This is a genomic window from Tepidanaerobacter syntrophicus, from assembly GCF_001485475.2.
Taxonomy (GTDB): domain Bacteria; phylum Bacillota; class Thermosediminibacteria; order Thermosediminibacterales; family Tepidanaerobacteraceae; genus Tepidanaerobacter; species Tepidanaerobacter syntrophicus.
Map to the genome: position 1 here is coordinate 157,564 of NZ_DF977003.1, position 22,469 is coordinate 180,032.

20 protein-coding genes are annotated in these 22,469 nt (G+C 36.4%); 19 read left to right on the top strand and 1 reads right to left on the bottom strand.

The window, feature by feature from the left end; genetic code table 11:
- Position 1 precedes the first annotated feature (1 nt).
- The 6 genes from TSYNT_RS09620 (at position 2) to rsiV (ending at position 5,686) form a co-directional block, all read left to right on the top strand.
- On the top strand, positions 2-364 hold the full coding sequence (locus TSYNT_RS09620) for a hypothetical protein (RefSeq protein WP_059033519.1): 363 nt from the start codon (positions 2-4) through the stop codon (positions 362-364).
- 202 nt (positions 365-566) lie between these two features.
- Positions 567-2,315, top strand: coding sequence for a methyl-accepting chemotaxis protein (locus TSYNT_RS09625; RefSeq protein ID WP_059033521.1), 1,749 nt, complete (start codon positions 567-569; stop codon positions 2,313-2,315).
- Positions 2,316-2,412: 97 nt separating this feature from the next.
- Entirely contained in the window at positions 2,413-3,057 is a 645-nt protein-coding gene (locus TSYNT_RS09630; protein WP_059033523.1) for a thiamine diphosphokinase, read from the top strand.
- Between the two features lie 14 nt (positions 3,058-3,071).
- Complete coding sequence (locus TSYNT_RS09635; protein ID WP_059033525.1) at positions 3,072-4,229, top strand: acyltransferase; 1,158 nt, start codon at positions 3,072-3,074, stop codon at positions 4,227-4,229.
- 51 nt (positions 4,230-4,280) lie between these two features.
- A complete protein-coding gene (locus TSYNT_RS09640; protein ID WP_059033527.1) occupies positions 4,281-4,787 on the top strand; it encodes a sigma-70 family RNA polymerase sigma factor in 507 nt (168 codons plus the stop codon).
- Positions 4,787-5,686, top strand: a complete 900-nt coding sequence (rsiV, locus tag TSYNT_RS09645; protein WP_083497736.1) for an anti-sigma-V factor RsiV — start codon at positions 4,787-4,789, stop codon at positions 5,684-5,686. Before TSYNT_RS09640 ends, rsiV begins: the two co-directional genes overlap by 1 nt.
- 85 nt (positions 5,687-5,771) lie before the next feature.
- Here the strand turns inward: rsiV and TSYNT_RS09650 are convergent, their stop codons facing one another.
- Complete coding sequence (locus tag TSYNT_RS09650) at positions 5,772-6,533, bottom strand: DeoR/GlpR family DNA-binding transcription regulator (RefSeq protein ID WP_083497737.1); 762 nt, start codon at positions 6,531-6,533, stop codon at positions 5,772-5,774.
- Between the two features lie 398 nt (positions 6,534-6,931).
- Between TSYNT_RS09650 and TSYNT_RS09655 the strand changes: the two genes are divergently transcribed.
- The 13 genes from TSYNT_RS09655 (at position 6,932) to TSYNT_RS09715 (ending at position 22,465) form a co-directional block, all read left to right on the top strand.
- Positions 6,932-7,597: an L-fuculose-phosphate aldolase gene (locus tag TSYNT_RS09655; RefSeq protein WP_059033531.1), complete on the top strand. Its 666-nt coding sequence runs from the start codon at positions 6,932-6,934 to the stop codon at positions 7,595-7,597.
- Positions 7,598-7,622: 25 nt separating this feature from the next.
- Positions 7,623-8,660 (top strand): 2-hydroxyacid dehydrogenase, encoded by a 1,038-nt coding sequence (locus tag TSYNT_RS09660; RefSeq protein ID WP_059033532.1) that lies wholly within the window; start codon positions 7,623-7,625, stop codon positions 8,658-8,660.
- A gap of 72 nt (positions 8,661-8,732) precedes the next feature.
- Complete coding sequence (locus TSYNT_RS09665) at positions 8,733-9,935, top strand: ABC transporter substrate-binding protein (protein ID WP_059033535.1); 1,203 nt, start codon at positions 8,733-8,735, stop codon at positions 9,933-9,935.
- A 172-nt stretch (positions 9,936-10,107) separates the two neighbouring features.
- A complete protein-coding gene (locus tag TSYNT_RS09670; RefSeq protein WP_059033537.1) occupies positions 10,108-10,977 on the top strand; it encodes a branched-chain amino acid ABC transporter permease in 870 nt (289 codons plus the stop codon).
- A gap of 13 nt (positions 10,978-10,990) precedes the next feature.
- Positions 10,991-11,884: a branched-chain amino acid ABC transporter permease gene (locus TSYNT_RS09675; protein WP_059033539.1), complete on the top strand. Its 894-nt coding sequence runs from the start codon at positions 10,991-10,993 to the stop codon at positions 11,882-11,884.
- A complete protein-coding gene (locus TSYNT_RS09680) occupies positions 11,877-12,650 on the top strand; it encodes an ABC transporter ATP-binding protein (RefSeq protein WP_059033541.1) in 774 nt (257 codons plus the stop codon). The genes TSYNT_RS09675 and TSYNT_RS09680 overlap by 8 nt, the downstream gene beginning before the upstream one ends.
- The gene (locus tag TSYNT_RS09685; protein WP_059033543.1) at positions 12,644-13,345 is read left to right on the top strand and encodes an ABC transporter ATP-binding protein; all 702 of its coding nucleotides are present in this window, start codon (positions 12,644-12,646) and stop codon (positions 13,343-13,345) included. The genes TSYNT_RS09680 and TSYNT_RS09685 overlap by 7 nt, the downstream gene beginning before the upstream one ends.
- A gap of 45 nt (positions 13,346-13,390) precedes the next feature.
- The gene (locus TSYNT_RS09690) at positions 13,391-14,365 is read left to right on the top strand and encodes a sugar phosphate isomerase/epimerase family protein (protein WP_059033545.1); all 975 of its coding nucleotides are present in this window, start codon (positions 13,391-13,393) and stop codon (positions 14,363-14,365) included.
- A 17-nt stretch (positions 14,366-14,382) separates the two neighbouring features.
- Positions 14,383-15,453: an alcohol dehydrogenase catalytic domain-containing protein gene (locus TSYNT_RS09695; protein ID WP_059033547.1), complete on the top strand. Its 1,071-nt coding sequence runs from the start codon at positions 14,383-14,385 to the stop codon at positions 15,451-15,453.
- A gap of 37 nt (positions 15,454-15,490) precedes the next feature.
- On the top strand, positions 15,491-16,681 hold the full coding sequence (locus tag TSYNT_RS09700) for a trans-sulfuration enzyme family protein (RefSeq protein WP_059033548.1): 1,191 nt from the start codon (positions 15,491-15,493) through the stop codon (positions 16,679-16,681).
- Positions 16,682-16,699: 18 nt separating this feature from the next.
- Positions 16,700-18,163, top strand: coding sequence for an FGGY-family carbohydrate kinase (locus tag TSYNT_RS09705; RefSeq protein WP_059033550.1), 1,464 nt, complete (start codon positions 16,700-16,702; stop codon positions 18,161-18,163).
- Positions 18,164-18,502: 339 nt separating this feature from the next.
- Entirely contained in the window at positions 18,503-21,031 is a 2,529-nt protein-coding gene (gene mgtA, locus TSYNT_RS09710; RefSeq protein ID WP_059034298.1) for a magnesium-translocating P-type ATPase, read from the top strand.
- A gap of 231 nt (positions 21,032-21,262) precedes the next feature.
- Positions 21,263-22,465 carry an ROK family transcriptional regulator gene (locus TSYNT_RS09715; protein ID WP_059033552.1) on the top strand — a complete coding sequence of 401 codons (1,203 nt, stop codon included), beginning with the start codon at positions 21,263-21,265 and terminating at the stop codon, positions 22,463-22,465.
- Positions 22,466-22,469 lie beyond the last annotated feature (4 nt).

The following is a 22,469-nucleotide window of genomic DNA, read 5'->3' on the forward strand; positions in this document are numbered from 1 at the left end:
TATGAAACCAATTTATGTGGCAATCGTTGGGTTGAGCAATTATTTTGGCGCAAAGATATTTAAGCCGGGACAGTTCTTACGACTTGTTAAAGATTTTGAAAACGATTATGACGGTGAGGCTATTATGGCGATTTTGGAGCCGGTGGGTGCCGTAGGATACGTGGCAAACAGTGTGCATACAGTTCCCCTTGGGTGCTATAGTGCCGGCAGACTTTATGATACGTTTGATACTTTTGCCTATGGAATCGTGCGATTTGTTACGAAAGAGGTAGTTATAGTTGAAATAATAGAGCAGATGCAAGTTGAAATTTATGTAGATGGAGAGGAATCTCTATTTAATGATAATATCGATGAAGACGAATAGTATCCTTAGCGTTAACTTCGATATTTTTAGGGATAAGAATTAGGTTCTATCCCTATTTTTTTATTGCGAAATAGTTGAGCTTTCAAAATTCCTTGAATTATGATTGCTTACAAAGAAGGAAAAAGATGGTTTTTATAGAATATATATCTATAAAAAGGTAATTTTACTAAACCTGAAATTATTATGAAAGAGGGGGGCTTTGATGAAGTGGTTCTATAATCTTAATACAGGCATAAAAATCCTTATTTTTGGTATCATTATGTGCTTATTCATTCTTGGCACAGATTGGTTTGGCCTTCTGCAGCTTGGTGCAATAAACAGTAACGTGGATACAATGTATGAATGGATGCTGATTCCAATAACAAATATCGAAGATGCCAATGTAGCTTTTTCTGAGATTTATGCAAATGGTTTAAGCATGGCTGTTGAGAATGAAACTGATGCAAAGAGCAAGATTCAAGAAAATCTAAATACAGCTGAAGAGATTATAAAAAACTATACAGATACTTATCTGCTTTCAATCGATCCTGCAACTGTGGATATGCTTACGAAAGCAGGCAGACAAGATATTCTTGAAACAGAGGCAACCTCCGTAAATTCGTTAAGTACTCAGATGCCAAAACTAAAATCTGTTTTAGAAACTTATTATCAAAGTCCGGATCTGACTATATGGAAAAACAAAGCTGCACCATTAATAGATGAAATGCGGACTGACATGGAAAATTTAGTAGCAATAAATAAAGATGCTGCAAGCATTTTAGCAAAAGAATCTTTCAATAAATACAATGCAACGAGAAATTTGGTTTTAATGATGATGGCTTTCTCGTTTGTGATCGTTCTTATCCTTACATGGTTTATCAGCCGATCTATTACCAATCCGCTTATCGCTGCTACAAAACTTGCCGAGGTAATTGCTACCGGTGATTTATCAGTTAATGTTCCGGAGAAATTTCTAGATAGAAAAGATGATATAGGAAAATTAGTCAAAGCCTTTGATTTAATGATACGAAATACCAGAAATATGGTTTCCCAAGTATTAAGCGATGCAGAGGAAATGAGCGCTGAAAGCGAAGAATTATCAGCAACAGTGGAAGAAGTTGCTTCTCAAATCGAGACGATCAACACTGGTACCGTGCAAATTGCTGAAGGGATGGAAGAAACAAGTTCTTCTGCAGAAGAAATTAATGCTTCAACTCAAGTAATACTTGGAGCCACAGAAGGCCTTGTGGAAAAAGCGCAAGAAGGAAGCAAGGCCGCAGATCAAATTGAAAAACGCGCCAATGAAATGAAAAACAGCGCTATACAATCTAAGAATGAAGCAGAGTCGATTTACAGCGAAAAGCAGGACGAAATTATAAAAGCCATTGAAGAAGGTAAAGTCGTAGAAGAAATAAGCAAAATGGCTGACGATATTTCCCAAATCGCAGATCAAACAAATCTTTTAGCACTCAATGCCGCAATCGAATCTGCTAGGGTTGGTGAAGCAGGTAGAGGATTTGCAGTAGTTGCGGAAGAAGTTCGAAAACTGGCCGAACAATCGGCATCGTCAGTAGCAAATATTCAAAAAATCATAGAAAAAGTTCAGAGAGCATTTAAAAATCTTTCTGGCAGCGCAAACGGCATACTCGATTTTATTGACGAAAAAGTTAAAACAGACTACAACGCTTTTGCTGATATGGGAGGACAATATTTAGCTGATGCCAAAATGGTAAAACAACTGACTCACCAGTTTTTAACAAGCACTCAAGAAGTAAAAGTTTCTGTGGAAGAAATTAGCAAAGCAATAGAAAATGTGAGTGCTACCACAGAAGAAGGAGCTGCCGGTTCTTCGCAAATTGCAGAGAGCGTATCTCAAACTGCTGCAGCTATTGATAACGTAGCAAAGGTTGCCGAAAATCTGGCACATCTTGCAGAAAGACTAAACGAAGCAGTGCAGAAATTTAAAATCTAATTGACCAACAAAAACAAGGGTCGCTCTTACAAGGGCGGCCCTTTATGATATAATTTCCTTAAAGATAACTACATTTGATTATTGAGGTGGATAGGTAATGAAAGCAGTCGTATTTACCGGCGGAGAAATAAAAAATTATGAAAAAGTTAGAAAATATACAGTGAACACTGATTTGATAATATGTGCCGACAGCGGCGTGCGGCATGCATTTAGTATGAACGTGAAACCGGATATACTTGTAGGAGATTTAGATTCAATCAGCTGTGAAGATAGAAAAAAAATTGAAGAATCAGGAACGAAAATTGTGAAATTTCCAAAAGAAAAAGATTATACAGATACAGAACTTGCAATTTGCGAAGCGTTAAAAATGGGGACAAGTGAAGTGGTGCTTCTAGGTGCTCTTGGCGGCAGGCCTGATCATAGTCTTGCAAATATATTTTTAATGGTAAGCTTTAAAGAAAAAGGCTTGAAACTAAAACTTGCAGACGAAAACTGGGAAATGTTTGTTATTGACAAAAAAGTTGAAATACCGGGGGAAAAAGGCGATATATTATCTTTAATTCCTTTAACGCCGAAGGTTCAAGATGTTAAGACTGGCGGGCTTTATTATCCTCTAAAAGGAGAGACTCTTGTTATGGGACCTGCTCGCGGCATAAGCAATGTATTTGTTGAAAATGTAGCTACAGTCAGCATAAAAGATGGGTTGTTGCTTGTGATAAAACTTACAGAACCAAAATCTTAGAATGGAGTGATTTAGTGGCTAATTCAAGAATAATTGAGTTGGATTTTATGCGAGCATTTGCCATATTAATGGTGCTTGTCCTACATGTTTCAGCGGCTTATGTAGCATATAGTCCTCCTGAAAGCCATGCATTTTACATAGGACTTATATTAAATCAGTGGTCGCGAATTTGCTTGCCATTGTTTGTTTTTGTTTCGGGTTTTGGAATATTCTACGGATACGGTAGCAACAAACTTAATCTTAAAGACTTTTACCTTCAAAGATTTAGGGCTGTATTCTTACCATATCTTGTCTGGAGCTTTATATATATGATTTTAAGGGATATATTCAATCCCTCCTTTACATTTAAAGGTTTACCTTTAAAACAGGCTTTTCTCTCATATTTAGAATGGACTTTAAAAGAAAACATACATACTCCTATTTGGTTTGTGCTTATGATTATACAACTATATCTAGTATTTCCTTGTCTTTTAAAACTAGTGAAAAGTGTAAAAAATCCATTACGCTTTACAGCGGTGAATTTTGCCATCTACTTTTTCTTAACTATCTATTTTAAAAACTTTATGACCATGAGCGGAATTACAATAATAGATTGGCTGCAAAGGTATTACTCTGTAAATTTTGTAGGATGGTATTTCTATTTTATTCTTGGGGGAATTGTGGCAAAGTATTGGAAGAAAGTTAGGAGGCTTGATTTAAATAAATTGCGCCTTATAATGATATATATCATTACCACTTGTTTTGTAATAATTGAAGCTTACATAGGCTTTATAAATTATGGACAGACACACCTTGAATCATATACTTCACTTCGTCCAATGGTTTTAATCAATTCTATGGCTGCAATACCTGCATTTTACCTGTTTGCTCAATCCTTAATAAAATACGGAAAAATAACGAAACTATTGAATAATATTTCAAGATACTCTTACGGCATCTTCTTTGTACATCCCCAAGTTTTGACGGTTGTAAAAATAATTATAGGTAAAATTTTCGGTACATATACTACACGTATTCTTCAGCTAATTTTAGTATTTTCGCTAACATTAGTATGCTCGTATGCTATTTGTAGAATTATAGATAAGACAAGACTTAGAGAGATTTTGTTGGGATTAAGCAATAAAAAACCAAGGCAAAGTAAAACTTTTTACAATAGCCCGCCGTCTATATAGTGAAAGATGACACAAGATACGTATCTTGAAGAGGGGAGAGAACTACGGTAAATGCACAAAACTTGCTTAGAGGATACAGTTGCAGCACATATAATCGAGTTTAAAGAGCGGTACTATAGATTGGCTTATAGCTATGTTAAAAATAGTGAAGATGCCATGGATATTGTTCAAGAATCCATTTATAAAGCATTTTCATCACTTGATTCTTTGGAAAACCCAAGCTACATAAAGACGTGGTTTTACAGAATTGTAGTAAATACTTCAGTGGATATTTTGCGTAAAAGAAAAAGAGAAATTTTATCAAATGAAACCTTTTTATCCTCCATTGACGAAGGCGAATATGACAGCTATGAAAATTTTGATTTAAAGACAGCTCTTGACGGTTTACCTGAAAACTATCGAACAATAATTATCCTTAGATATTTTGAAGATTTAAAACTGCAAGAAATTGCTGATGTTTTGAACGAAAATGTTAATACTGTCAAAACTCGCCTATACGCAGGTCTTAAAAAGCTCCGCATTGCAATGGACGAGAAAAACGAGGAGGTTCTAATATAATGGAAAAAGGTCTCAAAGGTTTAAAAAATGAATATCTTGATATTCCCATACCTGAAGAACTGGATTTTGTTGTTAGAAAAGCCATAAAGGAAAACAGATCGCTTAAACCGAAAGAGAGAAGTAGTTTTAAGAAAACAATTATTGCAGCAGCCTCTGCGCTTATTATTATGGCAACGGTTACAGTGGGCATAAATACCAGCCCTGCTTTTGCCGAAACCCTTTCGAAAGTGCCGATTGTGGGCGGCATTGTTAAGGTTCTCACCTTTAAGGAATATACATTAAATGATGAAACTTTCAACGCGGACATAAAAATTCCTGAAATTAGCGGATTAAAAGATGAAGAATTGCAGAAGGCATTAAATGAAAAATATCTTGAAGAAAACGAAAAACTGTATCAACAATTTATAAACGACATGGAAGAAATGAAAAAAAGCGGAGGCGGGCACTTAGGAGTAGATAGCGGCTATGTAATAAAAACAGATAATGACAGAATATTGTCTGTTGGCCGATATGTGGTAAATACGGTCGCATCTTCGTCTACGACCTTTAAATATGATACCATAGACAAAAAGAATGAAGTTCTAATCACACTGCCCAGCTTATTTAAAGATGATAGCTATATAAATATTATAAGCGAAAACATAAAAGAGCAAATGATCAAACGGCACAAAGAAGATGAAAATATGATTTATTGGGTAAGCGGTGTTGAAGATGAGGACCTAATAGAACTTTTTGAAAAAATATCCAAAGATCAAAACTTCTATATCAATAATGATGGCAAACTCGTAATCTGTTTTGATAAGTACGAAGTGGCCCCGGGTTATATGGGAGTCCAAGAATTTATTATACCTACAGAGGTTATATCAAATGTTTTGGTAAGTAACGAATATATTAAATAAAGATTGATTTTTAAAACAGCCCCGCACTTTCCGGCCTTGAATCCTTAAAAACATGGCTGAGAGTGAGGGGCTTATTATTAATTATTTATTCCTCATCGTAAATTTTTACGTTATATTTTGCAAGGGTTGTATGCCAATTCTCATCTAAGGTTTTATCTGTAATTATGGAATCGATTTGTTGAAAGTTGCATATATGGTAAAAAGACGTTCTTCCAAATTTAGAAAAGTCAGCGATTACGAAAGTCCTATCAGCTCTTTCGATTACATGTCTTCTTACTTCTGCAAGATATTCATTTGAATCAGTAATTTGATTGTCTAAAGAAATTGATCTGCAAGATATAAACGCGATGTCTACATAATACTGTTTTATTGAATTTATAGCACCAGGTCCTATGAAAGACATGGAACGCTGAGAGAACTCCCCTCCGGTTCCTATAAGCTTAATGTTGTCGCAGTTTGACAACATACTTATTATTTTTAACGAATCTGTAAGAACGGTTAATTTCATTTTACTTATAGCTTTTGCCACATATGCCGCAGTAGTCGAAGAATCTAAAAATACTGAGTCACCATTCTGAATAAACTTTGTACACTTCTCAGAAATTGTTTTTTTACTTTTTACATGATTTGCTTCGCGTAAAGAGTAATCTATCTCGTTTAAAGTTCCTTCCTGGATAAAAGCACCACCATAGGTACGGATAAGCAAACCTTCTTTTTCCATTGAATTAAGATCTCGTCGAATTGTTTCTTCGGTAACATTAAAAAGTTTTGAAAGCTCTGCTACTGTTACACTCTTTTTTTCTGCTAATATTTCTTTTATACCATTCTGCCTTTCGATTGATAGCATAAATACGCCTCCGGTTCGTATGTTTTAAGCTATATAGATAAAAGTAATTAATATTTTCTTTAATTTAAAATATACCAAACAGATTTTTATTGGTCAAGAATAATTTCTGTTTATGTTGTTTTTAAGGAGTTTTATTTAGAAATAAGTATCAAAACAAAAATAAATATACTAACAATATGATATAAATTAAATAAAACAAAAGCATAAAGGAGAAAAATGATAAAAAATAGGATAGAAAACAACATAAATACATTGACAGCAGACATTAGTAGTGATAAGATTTTGCCAACGTTGAAGATAGAGTAAATAGAAAGTAATATAAATTGTTAGTAATTTTAATCATTAATAAAAAGTTTTGTGTGGCACATTTTATATTTTATAAAACTAGGAGGTATTATATGTTACTTGAAGCAGCACGAAAAGAGATAATAGATTATGGGAAAAAACTAATTGAGTCAAAATTGACCCGAGGTACCGGGGGAAACATTAGCATGTGTGATCGAGAAAAAAATATCATGGCTATAACTCCTAGCGGTATCGATTATTTTAAAATTGAGCCTGAACAGATTGTCTTAATCGATGTAGAGACAGGAGATATTAAAGAAGGAGATACCATTCCATCAAGCGAGTGCGAAATGCATCGTATTTTCTACAAATACAGAGAAGACGTTAATGCAGTTATACATACCCATGCAACTTTTGCAGCCTCAATTTCTTGTTTAAATCAGTCGCTTCCGCCTCTTCATTATTTAGTAGGTTTTGCCGGGCTAAACGTAAGATGTGCACCTTATGCAACTTATGGCACTGTTGAACTTGCTAAGAATGCTTTTGAAGCGATGAAAGATAGAAAAGCCTGTTTACTTGCAAATCATGGCCTGCTTGCAGTAGGAACAAGTTTAGCGGAAGCGTTTGCAGTGACAGAACAAATAGAGTTTTGTTGTGAACTGTATTACCGAGCAAAATCTATAGGAGAACCTGTTATTCTGCCTGAAGATGAAATGATAAGAGTAATGGAAAGATTTAAGAACTATGGACAGCGAGTAGACAATTGCGAGAAAATATAGTGCAAATCCGAGGAGCTGAAGAATTGTGAAGGCATTATTAACCGCTGAAGTAAGCCAAGAAGCGAAAGAACTTGAAGCACTTCTTGAAATAGTTTATGCAGGTTGGTACAAAGACGGTGTGATCTTGACGGAAGAGCAAATGTCAAACCTTGTTGCAGCACATAATGTTGATATTATTATAACGAGCTATGATCCAATCACAAGGAAAGTAATAGACAGCTCTCCAAATCTTAAACTGATTGTATGCACGCGCTCTAATCCTGTAAATATAGATGCAGAATATGCAGCAAAAAAGAATATTTTAGTAAGCTATGCCCCGGGAAGAAATTCAATCTGCACAGCAGAATATACTGTCGCAATGATGCTGTCTATTACTCGAAAAATTCCAATGGCCTATGCGGCATTAAAGAGCGGAAAACACACTAAAGATATTGAGGAAAATAATAAAACGAAACCAGTTGAAGGATTGCGCCGTGATGTAACATGGTCATTAGGGATAGATACCCCTTATGTTTTGTATAAAGGAAACCAACTCTACAAAAAGACATTAGGCATAGTAGGATATGGTACAATCGGGCAAAGAGTAGGCCAGCTATGTAAAGCATTCGGGATGAACATTTTAGCATATGATCCTTATAAATCAATTTCTGAAGATGGTACAATTTTTACATCAACCCTTAAAGAACTTGCTGAACAAAGCGATATTATAACAGTCCATTGCAAAGATACTCCTCAAACATACCACATAATTGACGAATTGGTATTTAAAAGTATGAAAAGGACAGCCTTTTTTATAAATACTTCAAGGGGCGCCATAGTAGATGAAAATGCGCTAATTAATGCGCTACTTAATGATGAAATAGCCGGAGCAGCCCTTGATGTTTTTGACGAAGAGCCTATACCCAAAGATCATCCATTTATTACAAAGTGTAATAATGTTGTAATTACCCCTCATCTTGCCGGGGCAACTTACGAAGCCATTGAAAATCATACAGAACAATTACTAACAGATATAAAGCATTTTTTAAATCATGAGCCGCTAGAATACGAATATAAAGTATAAAATAGCTCCCATCCAAAAAAATAAAGTAAAAAGTAATAAGTAAGCAAAAATTATAATTTAGGAGGAGAAAAAATGCTCAAGAAATTAATAGTATTGCTTTTGACTGTTGTGCTATTAGTTACTGTAGCCGGTTGCGGCGGTGGAAGTACGCAACAGGGCTCCCAAACCGAACAAAATGGAGCAGCTTCAAACGAAAGTGGCGACAAGGAGCCAATTAAAATCGGCTATATTGGAGCTCTTTCCGGTGAGACGGCACTATGGGGTCAAGCAGGTTTAAATGGTATGCTTCTTGCCGAGAAAGACATTAATGATGCATGCGGCATTCTAGGAAGGCAAGTTAAGGTCATATCTTATGATGGCAAGGGCGAACCATTAGATTCAGTTAATGCACTAAACAAATTAATTGATCAAGACAAATGTGTTGCTGTAGTCGGAACAAACTTTTCAAGTTGTAATATACCTATGGCATCAGTAGCTGATGAGAAAAAAGTTCCCGTAATTGCTACAGCTGCTTCAAGTCCGCTAGTTACAGTAGATGAATCAGGCAAGCTTCATCCTTATTCTTTTAGAATTGGATTTACAGATCCGTTCCAAGGCAGAGTAATTGCCTCTTATGCCTATAAAGAATTAAACATCAAAAATGCTGCCATATTAACAAATATTGCCGATGCTTATTCAACAGGTATTACTCAATATCTGATAGATGAATTTACTAAGCTTGGCGGCAAGATAGTGGCACATGAAAATGCTTCGTCAGGCGATAATGACTTCCGTGCACAACTTTCAAAAATTAAAGCCGCAAAACCTGAAGCTCTTTTCATTCCGTGGATATATAAAGATGTGGCGCTCATAGTAAAACAAGCAAGAGAGCTTGGCATTGACTGCGTGTTTATAGGTGCTGATGGATGGGATTCGCAGGATTTGCCTAAACTTGCAGGAGATGCAATCGAAGGCGGCTATTTCTGCTCACGCCCGGGATTCAATACCCCTGAAGCAAAGAAATTTGCCGAAAGATATCAATCAGTCTATAAGATTACACCTGAAGCTGAATGCTTGTTCGGATATGATGGACTCATGTGGATTAAAGATGCTATCGAAAGAGAAGGCGCTGCAGACAGTGAAAGTATTAGGAAAGGATTAGAGTCTACAACTAATTTTACAGGGCTATTAGGAAAGATGTCAGTTGATCCAAAGACACATGATCCCGTAAGAGATGCAGCTATTTTCAAAATAGAAGGCGGACAAGTAAAATTTGTTCAGATTTATACTCCTTAAAATAATTTTAGAAACTTAAACTATCCAATTAAGTTATGTTAATTCCATGCAAGTTTATTTACTTGCATGGAATTAACAATAATTAAACATGAATTACAACATTCGTCGTTTTACAAAATAGATATTCAATTGAAATAAATAAATTCCTCAAGTACATGGGAGTGGTTGCAATATGTTTATTCAGCAATTGGTTAATGGTATCTCAGTTGGCGGTATTTATGCTTTAATGGCAACGGGATATGCATTAATATATAGCTTATTGGGATTTTCTAATTGGGCACACGGTGATGTTGCCATGATCGGGGCTTATATTGCGATACAGTCTGTACTTCTTGCTAATATGCCGCTGCCGTTTGCAGTTATTATAGGTGTGGCAGGTGCAGGGTTTTTCAGTTTCCTTAATGAAAAAGTAGCCTATAAACGAATAAGAGATAATAATTCACCAACTATGTTCTTGATGATTGCCGCAATGGGATTGTCCATAATTTATCAAAATGCTGCTTTGAACCTTTTTGGCTCAAAGTTTAAAATATTTCCAGGCTTATCCGCCACTTCCTTTAATATGGGTAATGCAACTCTTGGCTTACTAGATGTTATATCTCTTGCTGTATCATTAGCATCCTTAGTAATTTTAGATATAACAATAAATCATACTAAACTTGGCTTAGGTATACGTACGGTAGCTTCTAATCCCTATACAGCTAGTTTAATGGGGATAAACATTGACAGATATTTTTCCATAGTATTCCTTGTTGCGGGGATGTATGCTGGCTGTGCCGGAATATTGTTGGGAATGAAGTACACTGTATATCCGACGATGGGTAATGTCGCGTTAAAAGCTTTTATTGCTTCCGTATTAGGTGGTCTAGGAAGTGTCCGAGGAGCCATAGTAGGTGCATTGATAATAGGAATAATGGAAGTTATGGTAACTGCATATCTGAGCTCGGGTTTGCGAGATCTTTTTACGTTTGTGTTACTTATCGTTATATTACTTGTAAAACCCTCCGGACTAATGGGCGTTCAAGTAGAAGACAAAGCTTAAAAGAGGTGTGCATATGTCCAGCTATTTACAGGGAATAATTATATTAGTAGGAATAAATCTGATTGCGGTTTTGGGAATATCGATACTTACAGGTTTTACAAGACTGTTTTCTTTTGGAAATGCCGGTTTTATGTCAATAGGGGCATATGTTTCTGCAATAATGACTGCAAAGTATGGAATTCCATTTATACCTGCACTAGTTTTTAGTGCTTTATTTGCAGGATGTATTGCTTATTTACTGGGAACATTGACCCTTAAGCTAAAGGGAGATTATTTTCTCATTACAACTTTAGGATTTGGAGAGTGCGTTCGGGTTCTTTTCGCCTATATGGAGCCTGCGACAGGCGGAGCTCGTGGATTTGCCTCGATACCGCACTATACGACACTTTTTATTACTGTAATAAGCGTAATACTTGCTTTTGTATTCGCATGGAATTTAGTTCACTCAAAGACGGGCAGAAACTTGATAGCAGTTAGAGAACAGGAACTTGCCGCTGAAATGGTTGGAATTGATACATTCAGCAGCAAAAAATTATCTTTTGTAATAAGCGCCATATATGCCGGATGGGCAGGAGCACTTTATAGTCACAATCTAACATTTATTTCCCCAGAGATGTTTAACCTTGCAAAATCGTCAGAGCTTACTATTACAGCTGTTATAGGTGGGTTAGGAAGCTTAACGGGAACAGTGCTTGGCACACTTCTTGTTACACTATTACCAGAAGTATTTCGCAGTCTTGCCTCATACAGAATGTTAATATATGGTATCGCCGTAGTTACAGTAATTGTTTTTAAACCAGATGGTCTATATGGATATAGGGAATTTTCTATTAGCAAGGTAATCTCTCATATAAATAATATTGCCAGAAAGGTCCCGAAGAAGGGGGCAGATGCAAATCATGAATGAATTACTTAAAATAAAAAACCTCAGCAAATATTTTGGCGGCGTAAAAGCCATAAACAATTTCAACCTTACTATTGAAGACGGAAAAACTCATGGTTTGATTGGCCCGAACGGTGCAGGAAAAACCACGATTTTTAACGTAATTACAGGAGTTTATAAACCAACTAACGGGAGTATTATATTTTGCGACAAGGAAATTTCAGGGATGAAAACTTTCGCCATAGCTAGAGAAGGAATAGGAAGGACATTTCAAAATATTAAACTTTTTTCATATTTAACAGTTTTAGAAAATGTAATTATCGCTGGAAATCAAGATATTACCTATAATATGTTCGAATCTTTTATAAGAACAATAAAATTTAGAAAAGAAGAAAAGGCACTTTATGAAAAATCCATGAAACTTTTAGAGTTTGTAGGGCTGCAAGATATGAGCCAAAAACGTGCCAGCAGTCTTCCTTATGGCCATCAAAGAAAGTTGGAAATCGCAAGAGCTCTTGCTTTAAATCCAAAATTATTGTTGCTTGATGAGCCGGCTGCCGGAATGAATCAGGAAGAATCAAAGGAACTTGTCTCCTTTATTTATAGGATAAAAGAAGAATTCGGCTTAACGATTTTGATTATAGAACATCACATGGATGTTATAACCGATTTATGTGATGAATGTACAGTGCTGAATTTTGGAGAGACTATTGCAGAAGGGTCTCCTGCACAAATTAAGAAGGATCCTCTTGTAATCGAGGCGTATTTGGGGGAGGAGTATGGATGCTAAAGGTAGAGAATTTGTCAGCTGCTTATGGAGCAATTAAAGCTGTAAGCAATGTTTCCATTGAAGTAAAGCCTAAAGAGATCGTTGCTATTTTGGGGGCTAACGGAGCTGGCAAAACCACACTATTAAAGTGCATTTGTTCGGCAATGCGAAAATCAGAGGGTTCAATACTTTTCGAAGGCAAAAAGACGCCGGATAAACCTTATGATGTAGTAAAACTGGGTATCACCCTTGTCCCTGAAGGCAGGTTAATTTTTACAAATCTGACTGTATACGAAAACCTAATGGCGGGGGCATATCTTTGCAAAGATAAAAACGAGGTAAAAGAAAATTTAGAAAAAGTCTATGCTCTATTTCCAATTTTAAAGGAGCGAAAAAATCAATATGGTGGATACCTTTCAGGGGGAGAACAGCAGATGCTAGCAATCGGCAGAGCTTTGATGATAAGACCGAAACTGATAATGCTCGATGAACCGTCTTTAGGTCTTGCTCCAATTATCGTGTCACAGATTTTTCAAATAATTCAAAGCCTGCAATCCACAGGAACATCCATCTTATTGGTTGAACAAAACGCATATAAAGCTCTTGCAATTAGTAATAGAGCATATATTATGAACGTTGGAAAAATAGTAAAGGAAGGGACGCCCGAAGAACTGTTGAAAGACAGCGCACTTCTTGAAGCCTATCTTGGAACATAATAAATTAATACAAAAATACAAATTTCATAAATGGAGGCAAATCCATTGAAAACAAATAAATTGTCTGTTGGAATATGGACATATGGAAAATGCAGCGATCGTTACGTTTCAGATGGCTACAAGCCATTTTTAGATTTCGATCAGCGGATTGAAAAGATAAAAAGTCTAAAGGAAAATTGTGGCATAGAATTAAATTATCCTAATGATTTAAACGAGGAAAATTATAAGGAAAGAATGTGCAAACTCAGTGAAGCAGGTCTTAAGGTCTCGGTAATAAACGTCGAATTAGTTTGCGAAACTCAATGGAAACATGGTTCTTTTTCTTCATTTGATTCTAGTATGAGAGAATTGGCGATTTTGCGAACGAAAAAAGCTATGGATATAGCTGAAGTCTGCAATTGCAATACTCTTAATTTATGGCTTGGCCTTGATGGATTTGATTATGTCTTTGAAGCAGATTACAGAAAAGGATGGAATTACTTAGTTGAAGGCATACGGGAATGTGCAAAGTATCGTCCTAACATCAGGTTAGCCCTTGAATATAAGATTAATGAGCCAAATATGAAATGTTATATTAACTCTGCCGGAAAAGCTTTGGCATTATGCTTGCTGACTGGATGCAGCAATGTAGGGGTTACACTTGATTTTGGCCACTCCCTAAATGCAAATGAAAATCCAGCAGAATCCGCCGCTTTGCTGATGGGAGAGAAAAGACTTTTTCATGTTCATATAAATGACAATTATGGTATATGCGACGATGATATGCCGGCTGGCACAGTGCATTGGCCACAGTTTATTGAATTTATCTATTGGCTTGATAAACTTGGTTATAGCGAGTGGATAAGCGTTGACATCTATCCATATAGAGATGAAGCACAGCAAGCAAATCAAGCAACAATTGACTTTGTAAGATTTGTTGAGAAAGTGGCCGCAAATCTAAAAGTAGATTTTTTTGACGGTACTTTTCCAAAAGGAATGTCTATTACACGCCTTATAGAAGCTTTTAAACATTTAGAATAAGAAAGAAGATGAAAAAAATGAAGGCAGCAGTATGGCATGGACATAAAGATGTTAGGGTAGAAGAAATGCCAGAACCGGAAGCAAAACCTGGATATGTAAAAATTAAGGTGGCATGGGCTGGTATTTGCGGAACTGATAGACATGAATATGTGGGACCAAATTTTATACCTGTAAAGACTCCGCATCGGCTTACTGGAAGAACAGCTCCTCTTATTATGGGGCATGAATTTTCTGGTGTAATAGTTGATGTGGGAGAAGGCGTTACTAACTGGAAAAAAGGAGACAGAGTAACCGCAAATGGCACTTTATCATGTGGCCAATGCCCAATGTGCCGGGCGGGGCGAGAGAATATTTGCTCAAAACTTGGATTTCTTGGTGTTTCTACCGACGGAGCTTTTGCAGAGTATGTAATCGTTGAACAAAAGCGATTGTTCAAGATACCTGATAATGTAAGCCTTAAAGATGCAGTTTTGTGCGAACCATTAGCTTGCGGCTTACACGCCGTCAATATAATGAACTTTGATTTTGATGGAACAACGGTTGTAGTTTCAGGAGATGGTATAATTGGACTTAGTGCAGCAATAGCTTGCAAGCAAGCAGGTGCAAAAAACGTAATTATATCAGGAGTAGGGACCTTTAAAAAAAGCCTTACAGATGAAATAGGTTTAAAACATGTTGACATAACACAAGAAAATCTGTTAGATGTGGTAAAACAAGAAACCGACTCATGGATGGCAGATGCTGCGTTTGAGTGTGTTGGGGTAGAATCATCATTGCACAGTGCTATTAAATCAACACGACCGGCAGCTTCTGTAATGGTAATGGGGGTGTTTGAGAAGCCACCGGTTTTTCCGATGAATGACTTTCAAGAGGGAGAAAGAATTTTATATACTTCACAAGCCCACATCAATGAAATAGGAATTTGTCTTGACAATATGAGCAAAGGCAAATATCCCTATATAGAAAAAATGATAACAGGAGTAGTCGACCTGGATGATATAGTTGAAGGCGGGTTTGAAGAAATGAACAGGCATCCAAATGACAATATAAAAGTTCTGGTGTGCATTGCAGGAGATCAGTTAGCATAAACTTTTATTTCTAAAATGTGAAGGAGAGAAAGATAAAATGAAAGAAGATTTCAAGTTTGAAACTTTAGCTGTTCATGCCGGAAGCCATCCTGATGAAAAAACAGGAGCACTTGTTGAACCGGTATATATGACAAGCACATTTGTTTTCACACCTGATAAAATGGAAAGATGGCTTGCAGGCGCGCCGCAAGAGGATGAGATAATTTATACTTACAGCAGATCAAGGAATCCCTCCCAAGTTTCCCTTCAAGAAAAAATCGCCGCACTTGAGCATGGTGAGGCATCATTGGTTACTGCTTCAGGCATGTCTGCCATAACAATGGCAATTATGGGACACTGCAAAAAAGGTGATCATATAATATCTGCCCAGACGATTTATGGGGGAACCTTCGGCCTTTTTACACATGTATTGCCAGAATACGGCATTGATGTGACATTTGTTAAAGATTTGACTGTAGAAAGTTTAGAGGATGCTAAAAATGATAATACAAAAGTAATTTACTTTGAAACCATAGCAAACCCTACATTGGAAATTCCTGAATTTGATGAAATAGTTGATTGGGCAAAGAAAAATAATATAAAAACTGTTGTTGACAACACCTTTACTTCACCATATCTATTCAAGCCTCTTGATTGGGGAATTGATACAGTTGTCCATAGCTGCACAAAATATATTAATGGCCATGGTGACTTGGTAGGTGGAGTAGTAGTTGGAAGTAAAGATTTTTGCGAAAGCCTGAGGAAGACAGAATATATGGATATAGGGCCGGTACCTGCACCGCTTAATTGCTATTTAATGACAAGAGGTTTAAAGACCCTTCACCTGAGAATGGAGAGACATTGTCAAAATGCTTTAGCATTTGCCAATGCAATGAGTAAACATCCAAAAATAGAAAAAGTAATATACCCTGGCCTTGAAAGCAATGAATATTATAATCGTGCGCTGAAATATTTCAACGGTTTTGGAGGAATGGTAAGTTTTGTAATAAATGGAGGAATAGAAGAAGCAAAGAAAGTCATATTTAGTTTAAAAATAGGAAAACCTGCAGTGAGCTTAGGCGATTTAGATACACTTGTAGAAATTCCTGCAATAATGACTCATGGCAAAGTTCCAAAAGAGGAACGTGAAAAAATGGGTGTAAAGGATGGATTAATAAGAGTTTCTGTAGGTATTGAAAATATCGATGATATAATTTGTGATTTTGAGCAAGCCTTTGAAAAAATTTAAGAAGGATTGGTTTACACGATGAAAAGTTTCTTGTGTATTGATGCCGGAACAACAAAGATAAAAGCTGCATTAACAACTACAGAATCAGAATTAATTGACTCTGCAAGCAAAGATGTGAAAGTCCTGATGCCAAGTCCAGGCATTTCAGAAGTAAGTATGAATGAGTATTGGGACTTACTCTGCGAAGTTCTTGAAATCTTATATACCAGAAACACCGACCTTTGGAGTGAAATTTGTGCTGTTGGGGTTTGTGCTCAAGGCGACGGCGCTTGGCTCTTAGATACAAATTGTAATCCTGTAAGATCTGCTATTCTTTGGAATGATACGCGTCCGGGGACTATACAAAAAGATGAGCTAAATCTTATAAATCAAAAATGTATTGATTTGAATACAACACCACTTTTTTCTGGAGCTTTTCCTATAATCCTTAACTGGCTAAAAAGACATGAACCAAATAACTACAAAAAAGTCAAATGGGTAATACATTGCAAAGACTGGATAAATTACAAACTTACAGGTAATATAGCTACAGATGTAACCGATGCATCAACAGCCGCCTTTGATATTTTTAATAAGACATATTGCTATGAAATATTAAATTGGCTTGATATAGACGAGTTAAGAAATTGCTTGCCGCCTGTTTACCAGTCGACTGAAGTTGTAGGGGAAGTTTCTGAAAGCATATCTAAGTATCTTAAAATACCTGCAGGAACACCAGTAATAGCAGGTTCTCTAGATATTTTAGCTGCGGCTGAGGGTAATTGTTTAATGAAAACGGGAGAAAAAGGTAGTATCCTTGGCACTACTCTTGCAAATTTCGTAGTTATAAATGAAAATGAGGCAAAAAGGAATTTAGGCAGTATTGGCAGCGTCCTATGCCATGTAGAACCAAATATGTACATCAAACAAATGTCTGCCTTAAGTGGAATAGCATCATTAGACTGGGCCAGAAACATATTAGCTGAAGGGATGACTTATGCCCAATTAGAGGAAGAACTAAAAAAAGTTCCAATAGGAAGCAATGAGATAATATTTTTACCATACCTTTTCGGTGAAAGAGCTCCTTTTAGATTGGCAAATGCCAGTGGGGCATTTTTAGGACTTAGAGCATATCATAAAAAATATGATATGATAAGGTCTGCTTATGAAGGTATTGCTTTAGCATTATATGATTGCCATACAAATCTGCCAAAGTACAAGAATAGGCTCTACATAGCAGGCGGAGGGGCACAGAGTGACTTTCTTTGCCAGATAATATGCGACTGCTTAGATGAACCATTAGTCCGAAATAATGTAAAAGAGCTTGGTATCTTGGGCATCTCCTATTTATTACAGAAGATAGCAGGTCAAATTCCTAAATTCAATGAGCAATACTTAACATATTTTTACCCAAATCAATACAACCATCAAATATATATGAAAATTTATGAACGATATTCGACATACAAAAACCTAATGATAAATTACTGGGGAAAAGATTAGTTTTTAATATGAAGCGCTCTACTCAGCAGTAGAAGCAACTATAAAATTATAAGTAATAAAATTATCAAATCAGTACCGGCAGATTCAATGCAGGTACTGATTTTTATTATGTACTCTTCTATACTTTACAAATTTGTGTACATGGTTTTTGCTTCTTTCACTTAAGATACAACAAACAATTCAGTAATCCTCAAACTTCACGGATATTTACCATAACCAGAATAACTCCTTATCTTGCAAAAAACTCTAAATACGGATAAAATTAAAAATGACAGCAAAGCAGCTAAAGAAAAAGCTGCAATAATTTTATTGAAGGGTATAGGGATAAGGTATAAAAGTATGGCAGATCTTAAAGAGAGTTTTTGGTTTGTGCCACCGGAAGAAATCATAAAATCACTGGATACTACTGAAAATGGCTTATCTACTGAAGAAGCGAAAAAAAGACTGCAAATCTATGGGATAAATTCTATCGCTGCTTCAAAAAGCAAAAGCACATTCTCGCTTTTAATTTCTCAATTTAAAAGTCCGATAATCATTATACTTTTCTCTGCGACATTGCTTTCTTTCTTGTTACACGATACATTAGATGCCTTGATTATTTTAACAATTATAATAATAAGCGGTTTGCTGAGTTTTTGGCAGGAATATAGTGCAAATAATGCAATATCTAAATTATTAGCCTTAGTTGAAGTTAAAGTAACAGTTCTTAGAGATAATACGCCGATTCAGGTAAAAGTTGAGGAAATTGTGCCAGGTGATATTATCTTATTGAAAGCCGGCAGTTTAATACCGGGCGACAGCATAATATTAGATTCTAATTCCCTGACGGTAAATGAAGCGATTTTAACAGGGGAAAGCTTTCCGGCTGAAAAATCACCCGGTATAGTTTCACCTGATACACCGCTTGCCCAAAGAAAAAACTGCTTATGGATGGGCACCCATGTTATAAGTGGAATCGGTAAAGCTTTAGTCGTCACTACCGGCAAGTCTACGCAATTCGGAAGCATATCTGAAAGACTTAAAATAAAACCAAAGGAAACTGAATTTGAAAGAGGAATAAATCAATTCGGATATTTTCTCATAGAGCTTACATTACTGCTGGTGATATTTATATTTGCAGTAAACGTTTTACTTGAGCGCCCTGCTCTTGACTCATTCCTTTTTTCGCTGGCCTTGGCTGTAGGACTTACACCCCAACTGCTTCCTGCTATAATCAGCGTAAACCTTTCTTATGGAGCAAAAAAGATGGCAGAAGCTAAAGTCGTAGTTAAAAGACTTGCTTCTATAGAAAATTTTGGCAGTATGGATGTATTGTGTTCAGACAAAACAGGAACCTTGACTCAAGGAGAAATACAGCTTCAAGCCGGAGCTGATGCAAATGGCAAACCAAGCGAAAAAGTTCTAATGTATGCTTATATAAACGCTTTCTTTGAATCTGGATTTGTAAATCCTATCGACCAGGCGATAAGAAATTATAAGGAGTTTGATGTTAAAGATTATGAAAAAATAGACGAGCACCCCTATGATTTCATTCGAAAAAGACTAAGCATAATGGTGAGCAAACAAGGTAGCGACGAAAGCCTTATGGTAACTAAAGGTGCCATAAGCAACATTCTTGAAATATGTACAAAAGCTGAACTTGAAACAGGTGAAATTGTAGATATTTCAACTATATTGCCAAATATTCAGCAGCTTTATGAAAATTACAGCAACAGCGGCTACAGGGTGCTTGGGATAGCATATAAAAAAATAGATGCTAAGTCTACGATTGAAGACGAAAAAGAAGAAGATATGATATTTCTCGGGTTTTTAACGTTCACTGATCCTCTAAAGCCCGGTATAATAGAAACAATTACCAACCTTAAGAATCTAGGAGTTTCTCTAAAAATTGTAACAGGTGACAATAGATATATTGCGGCAAATATAGTAAAACAATTAGGTTTTAATAATGCAGAAATACTTACGGGGCCGGAAATACATAAAATGACTAATGGAGCACTTACTCAGCGGTCATCTTCCGTTTCTATATTTGCAGAGGTTGAGCCAAATGAAAAAGAACGCATAATAGAGTCGTTAAAAAACGCAGGCCATGTTGTAGGATATATGGGTGATGGAATAAATGATGTGTCGGCTTTGCATACTGCTGATGTGAGCCTTTCCGTAGACAGCGCGGTAGATGTGGCAAAAGAAGTGGCTGATATAGTTCTGCTTGAAAAAAATCTAAACGTGTTGGCAGACGGCATAATGGCCGGGAGAAACACTTTTGCCAATACACTAAAATATGTGTTTATGGCCACAAGCGCAAACTTTGGGAATATGTTCAGCATGGCTGGAGCATCTTTGTTTCTTCCATTTTTACCACTGCTTCCAAAACAAGTATTGCTTACAAATTTGCTTACAGATTTTCCTGAAATGACAATAGCTACGGATTCTGTAGATGCGGAAATGGTAGAAAAACCTCGAAGATGGGATATAGGTTTTATACGCAAATTCATGCTGACATTTGGACTTCTCAGCTCCGTGTTTGATTACTTAACATTCGGTTCATTGCTTTTATTAATTCATGCAGATGATGTTCAATTTAGGACTGGCTGGTTTGTAGAATCAGTTATTTCCGCTGCTTTGATTGTTTTAGTTGTGCGCAGCAGGAGACCATTTTATAAGAGTAAACCCGGGAAGTATCTCTTGATAGCAACTTTTGCTGTCGCAACTGCAACTGTCGCTATTCCATATTCTCCGCTTGGAGGAATATTAGGTTTCGAGCCTTTAAAGATTCATACACTTTTGCTCATAGCCGCTATAATATTCATTTACATAATAAGCGCCGAGATTATTAAATTCCAATTCTATAAAAGAATTAAATACTAAAGAGTTTTTGAAAGATAATATAAAGGTGATAAATTTGAAACGTATTGATGCTGTGGATTTGTGTCTAAATTCTTGACACAAATCCACAGATTAGTAATTTTATAACTATTATCTTACAACAAAGCGTATAAACAAAAAATATTTTTAAAAACTTATTGCCAAGATGGCAAAAAGATATTATGATATAAACAAAGCTATTACTGTGAAAACCTTGTTTTGGAGGCATCTTTTATGGTAAATGCCTATGATAAGCTAATAAATATGAAATACCAAAGTAAATTGCTGCTGGGCCTTATTCAGAAAAAGGGGCCTGTTACTAGGAACCAGATTATGGATGCTACCGGCATGAAGTTAACTACTTTAAAACGGTTCATGCAGCCGCTTTTAGATGAAGGATTTATAATTGAAGCAGACATGGGTAAATCTACCGGCGGCAGACCTCCCACACTATATGATGTAAATCCCGAAGGTTTTTATGTAATCGGTATTGATATTTCACGAACTTATACTGAGACTGTCATAACAAACCTGAAGATGGGTATTATCGATTTGCATCGTTTTGCATCGCCGCATGATCCGGAAGATACTGTAAATCAAATATCTTTGTACTTGGAAGATTCGTTGCATAGATTAGGTATAGCAAAATCCTTTGTGCTGGGAGCGGGAATAGGCACTGTAGGGCCTCTTGACCGTGAGAAAGGAATTATCCTTAACCCGGCGAATTTTCCATCAAATTCATGGATTAATGTGCCTATCAGGGATATGTTCAAGGAAAAATTGAGTCTTCCGATCGTCATTGATAATGGCGCAAATACTGCAGTTTTGGCTGAGCATTTATTCGGGACAGGCAAGGGCATAGATAACATGTCATATTTTCAATGCGGCGTTGGCATTAGGACAGGTGCCATTTCTTCAGGAGGTATTGTAAGGGCTATTAATGAGTATGAGGATGCTTTTGGGCATATGGTTATTGATATTAATGGGGAATTATGCCACTGCGGAAATCGTGGTTGCATTGAAACAATGTGCTCAATACCTTCTATTACTAAGAAATTTAAAAAACTGCTGGAACAAAGAAACTCGTCATCTATAAACGAGCCTTTGGATAAAATTGATTATTTGTATATCTGCAATGCTGCAGAGCAAGGCGATAAGCTTGCTAAAGAAACAATAGTGAATGCTGCCACCCGTTTTGGCATAGGCCTTGCCAACTATATTAATTTAATCAATCCCGAATTGGTGGTGCTCAGCGGACCGCTTATTGAACATTCTCCACTATTTTATAAAACAGGAGTGGAGGCGGCATCAAAGCGAAGATATATGAAAAACAGCAGGGTTATTTTCAGCAGGGGAGGATATTTTAAGGATAAAGCCATAGCGGTAGGGGCAGCAGCATTATTAGTTGAAGAAATCTTGGCAAGTCAAGATGTATAAGTGA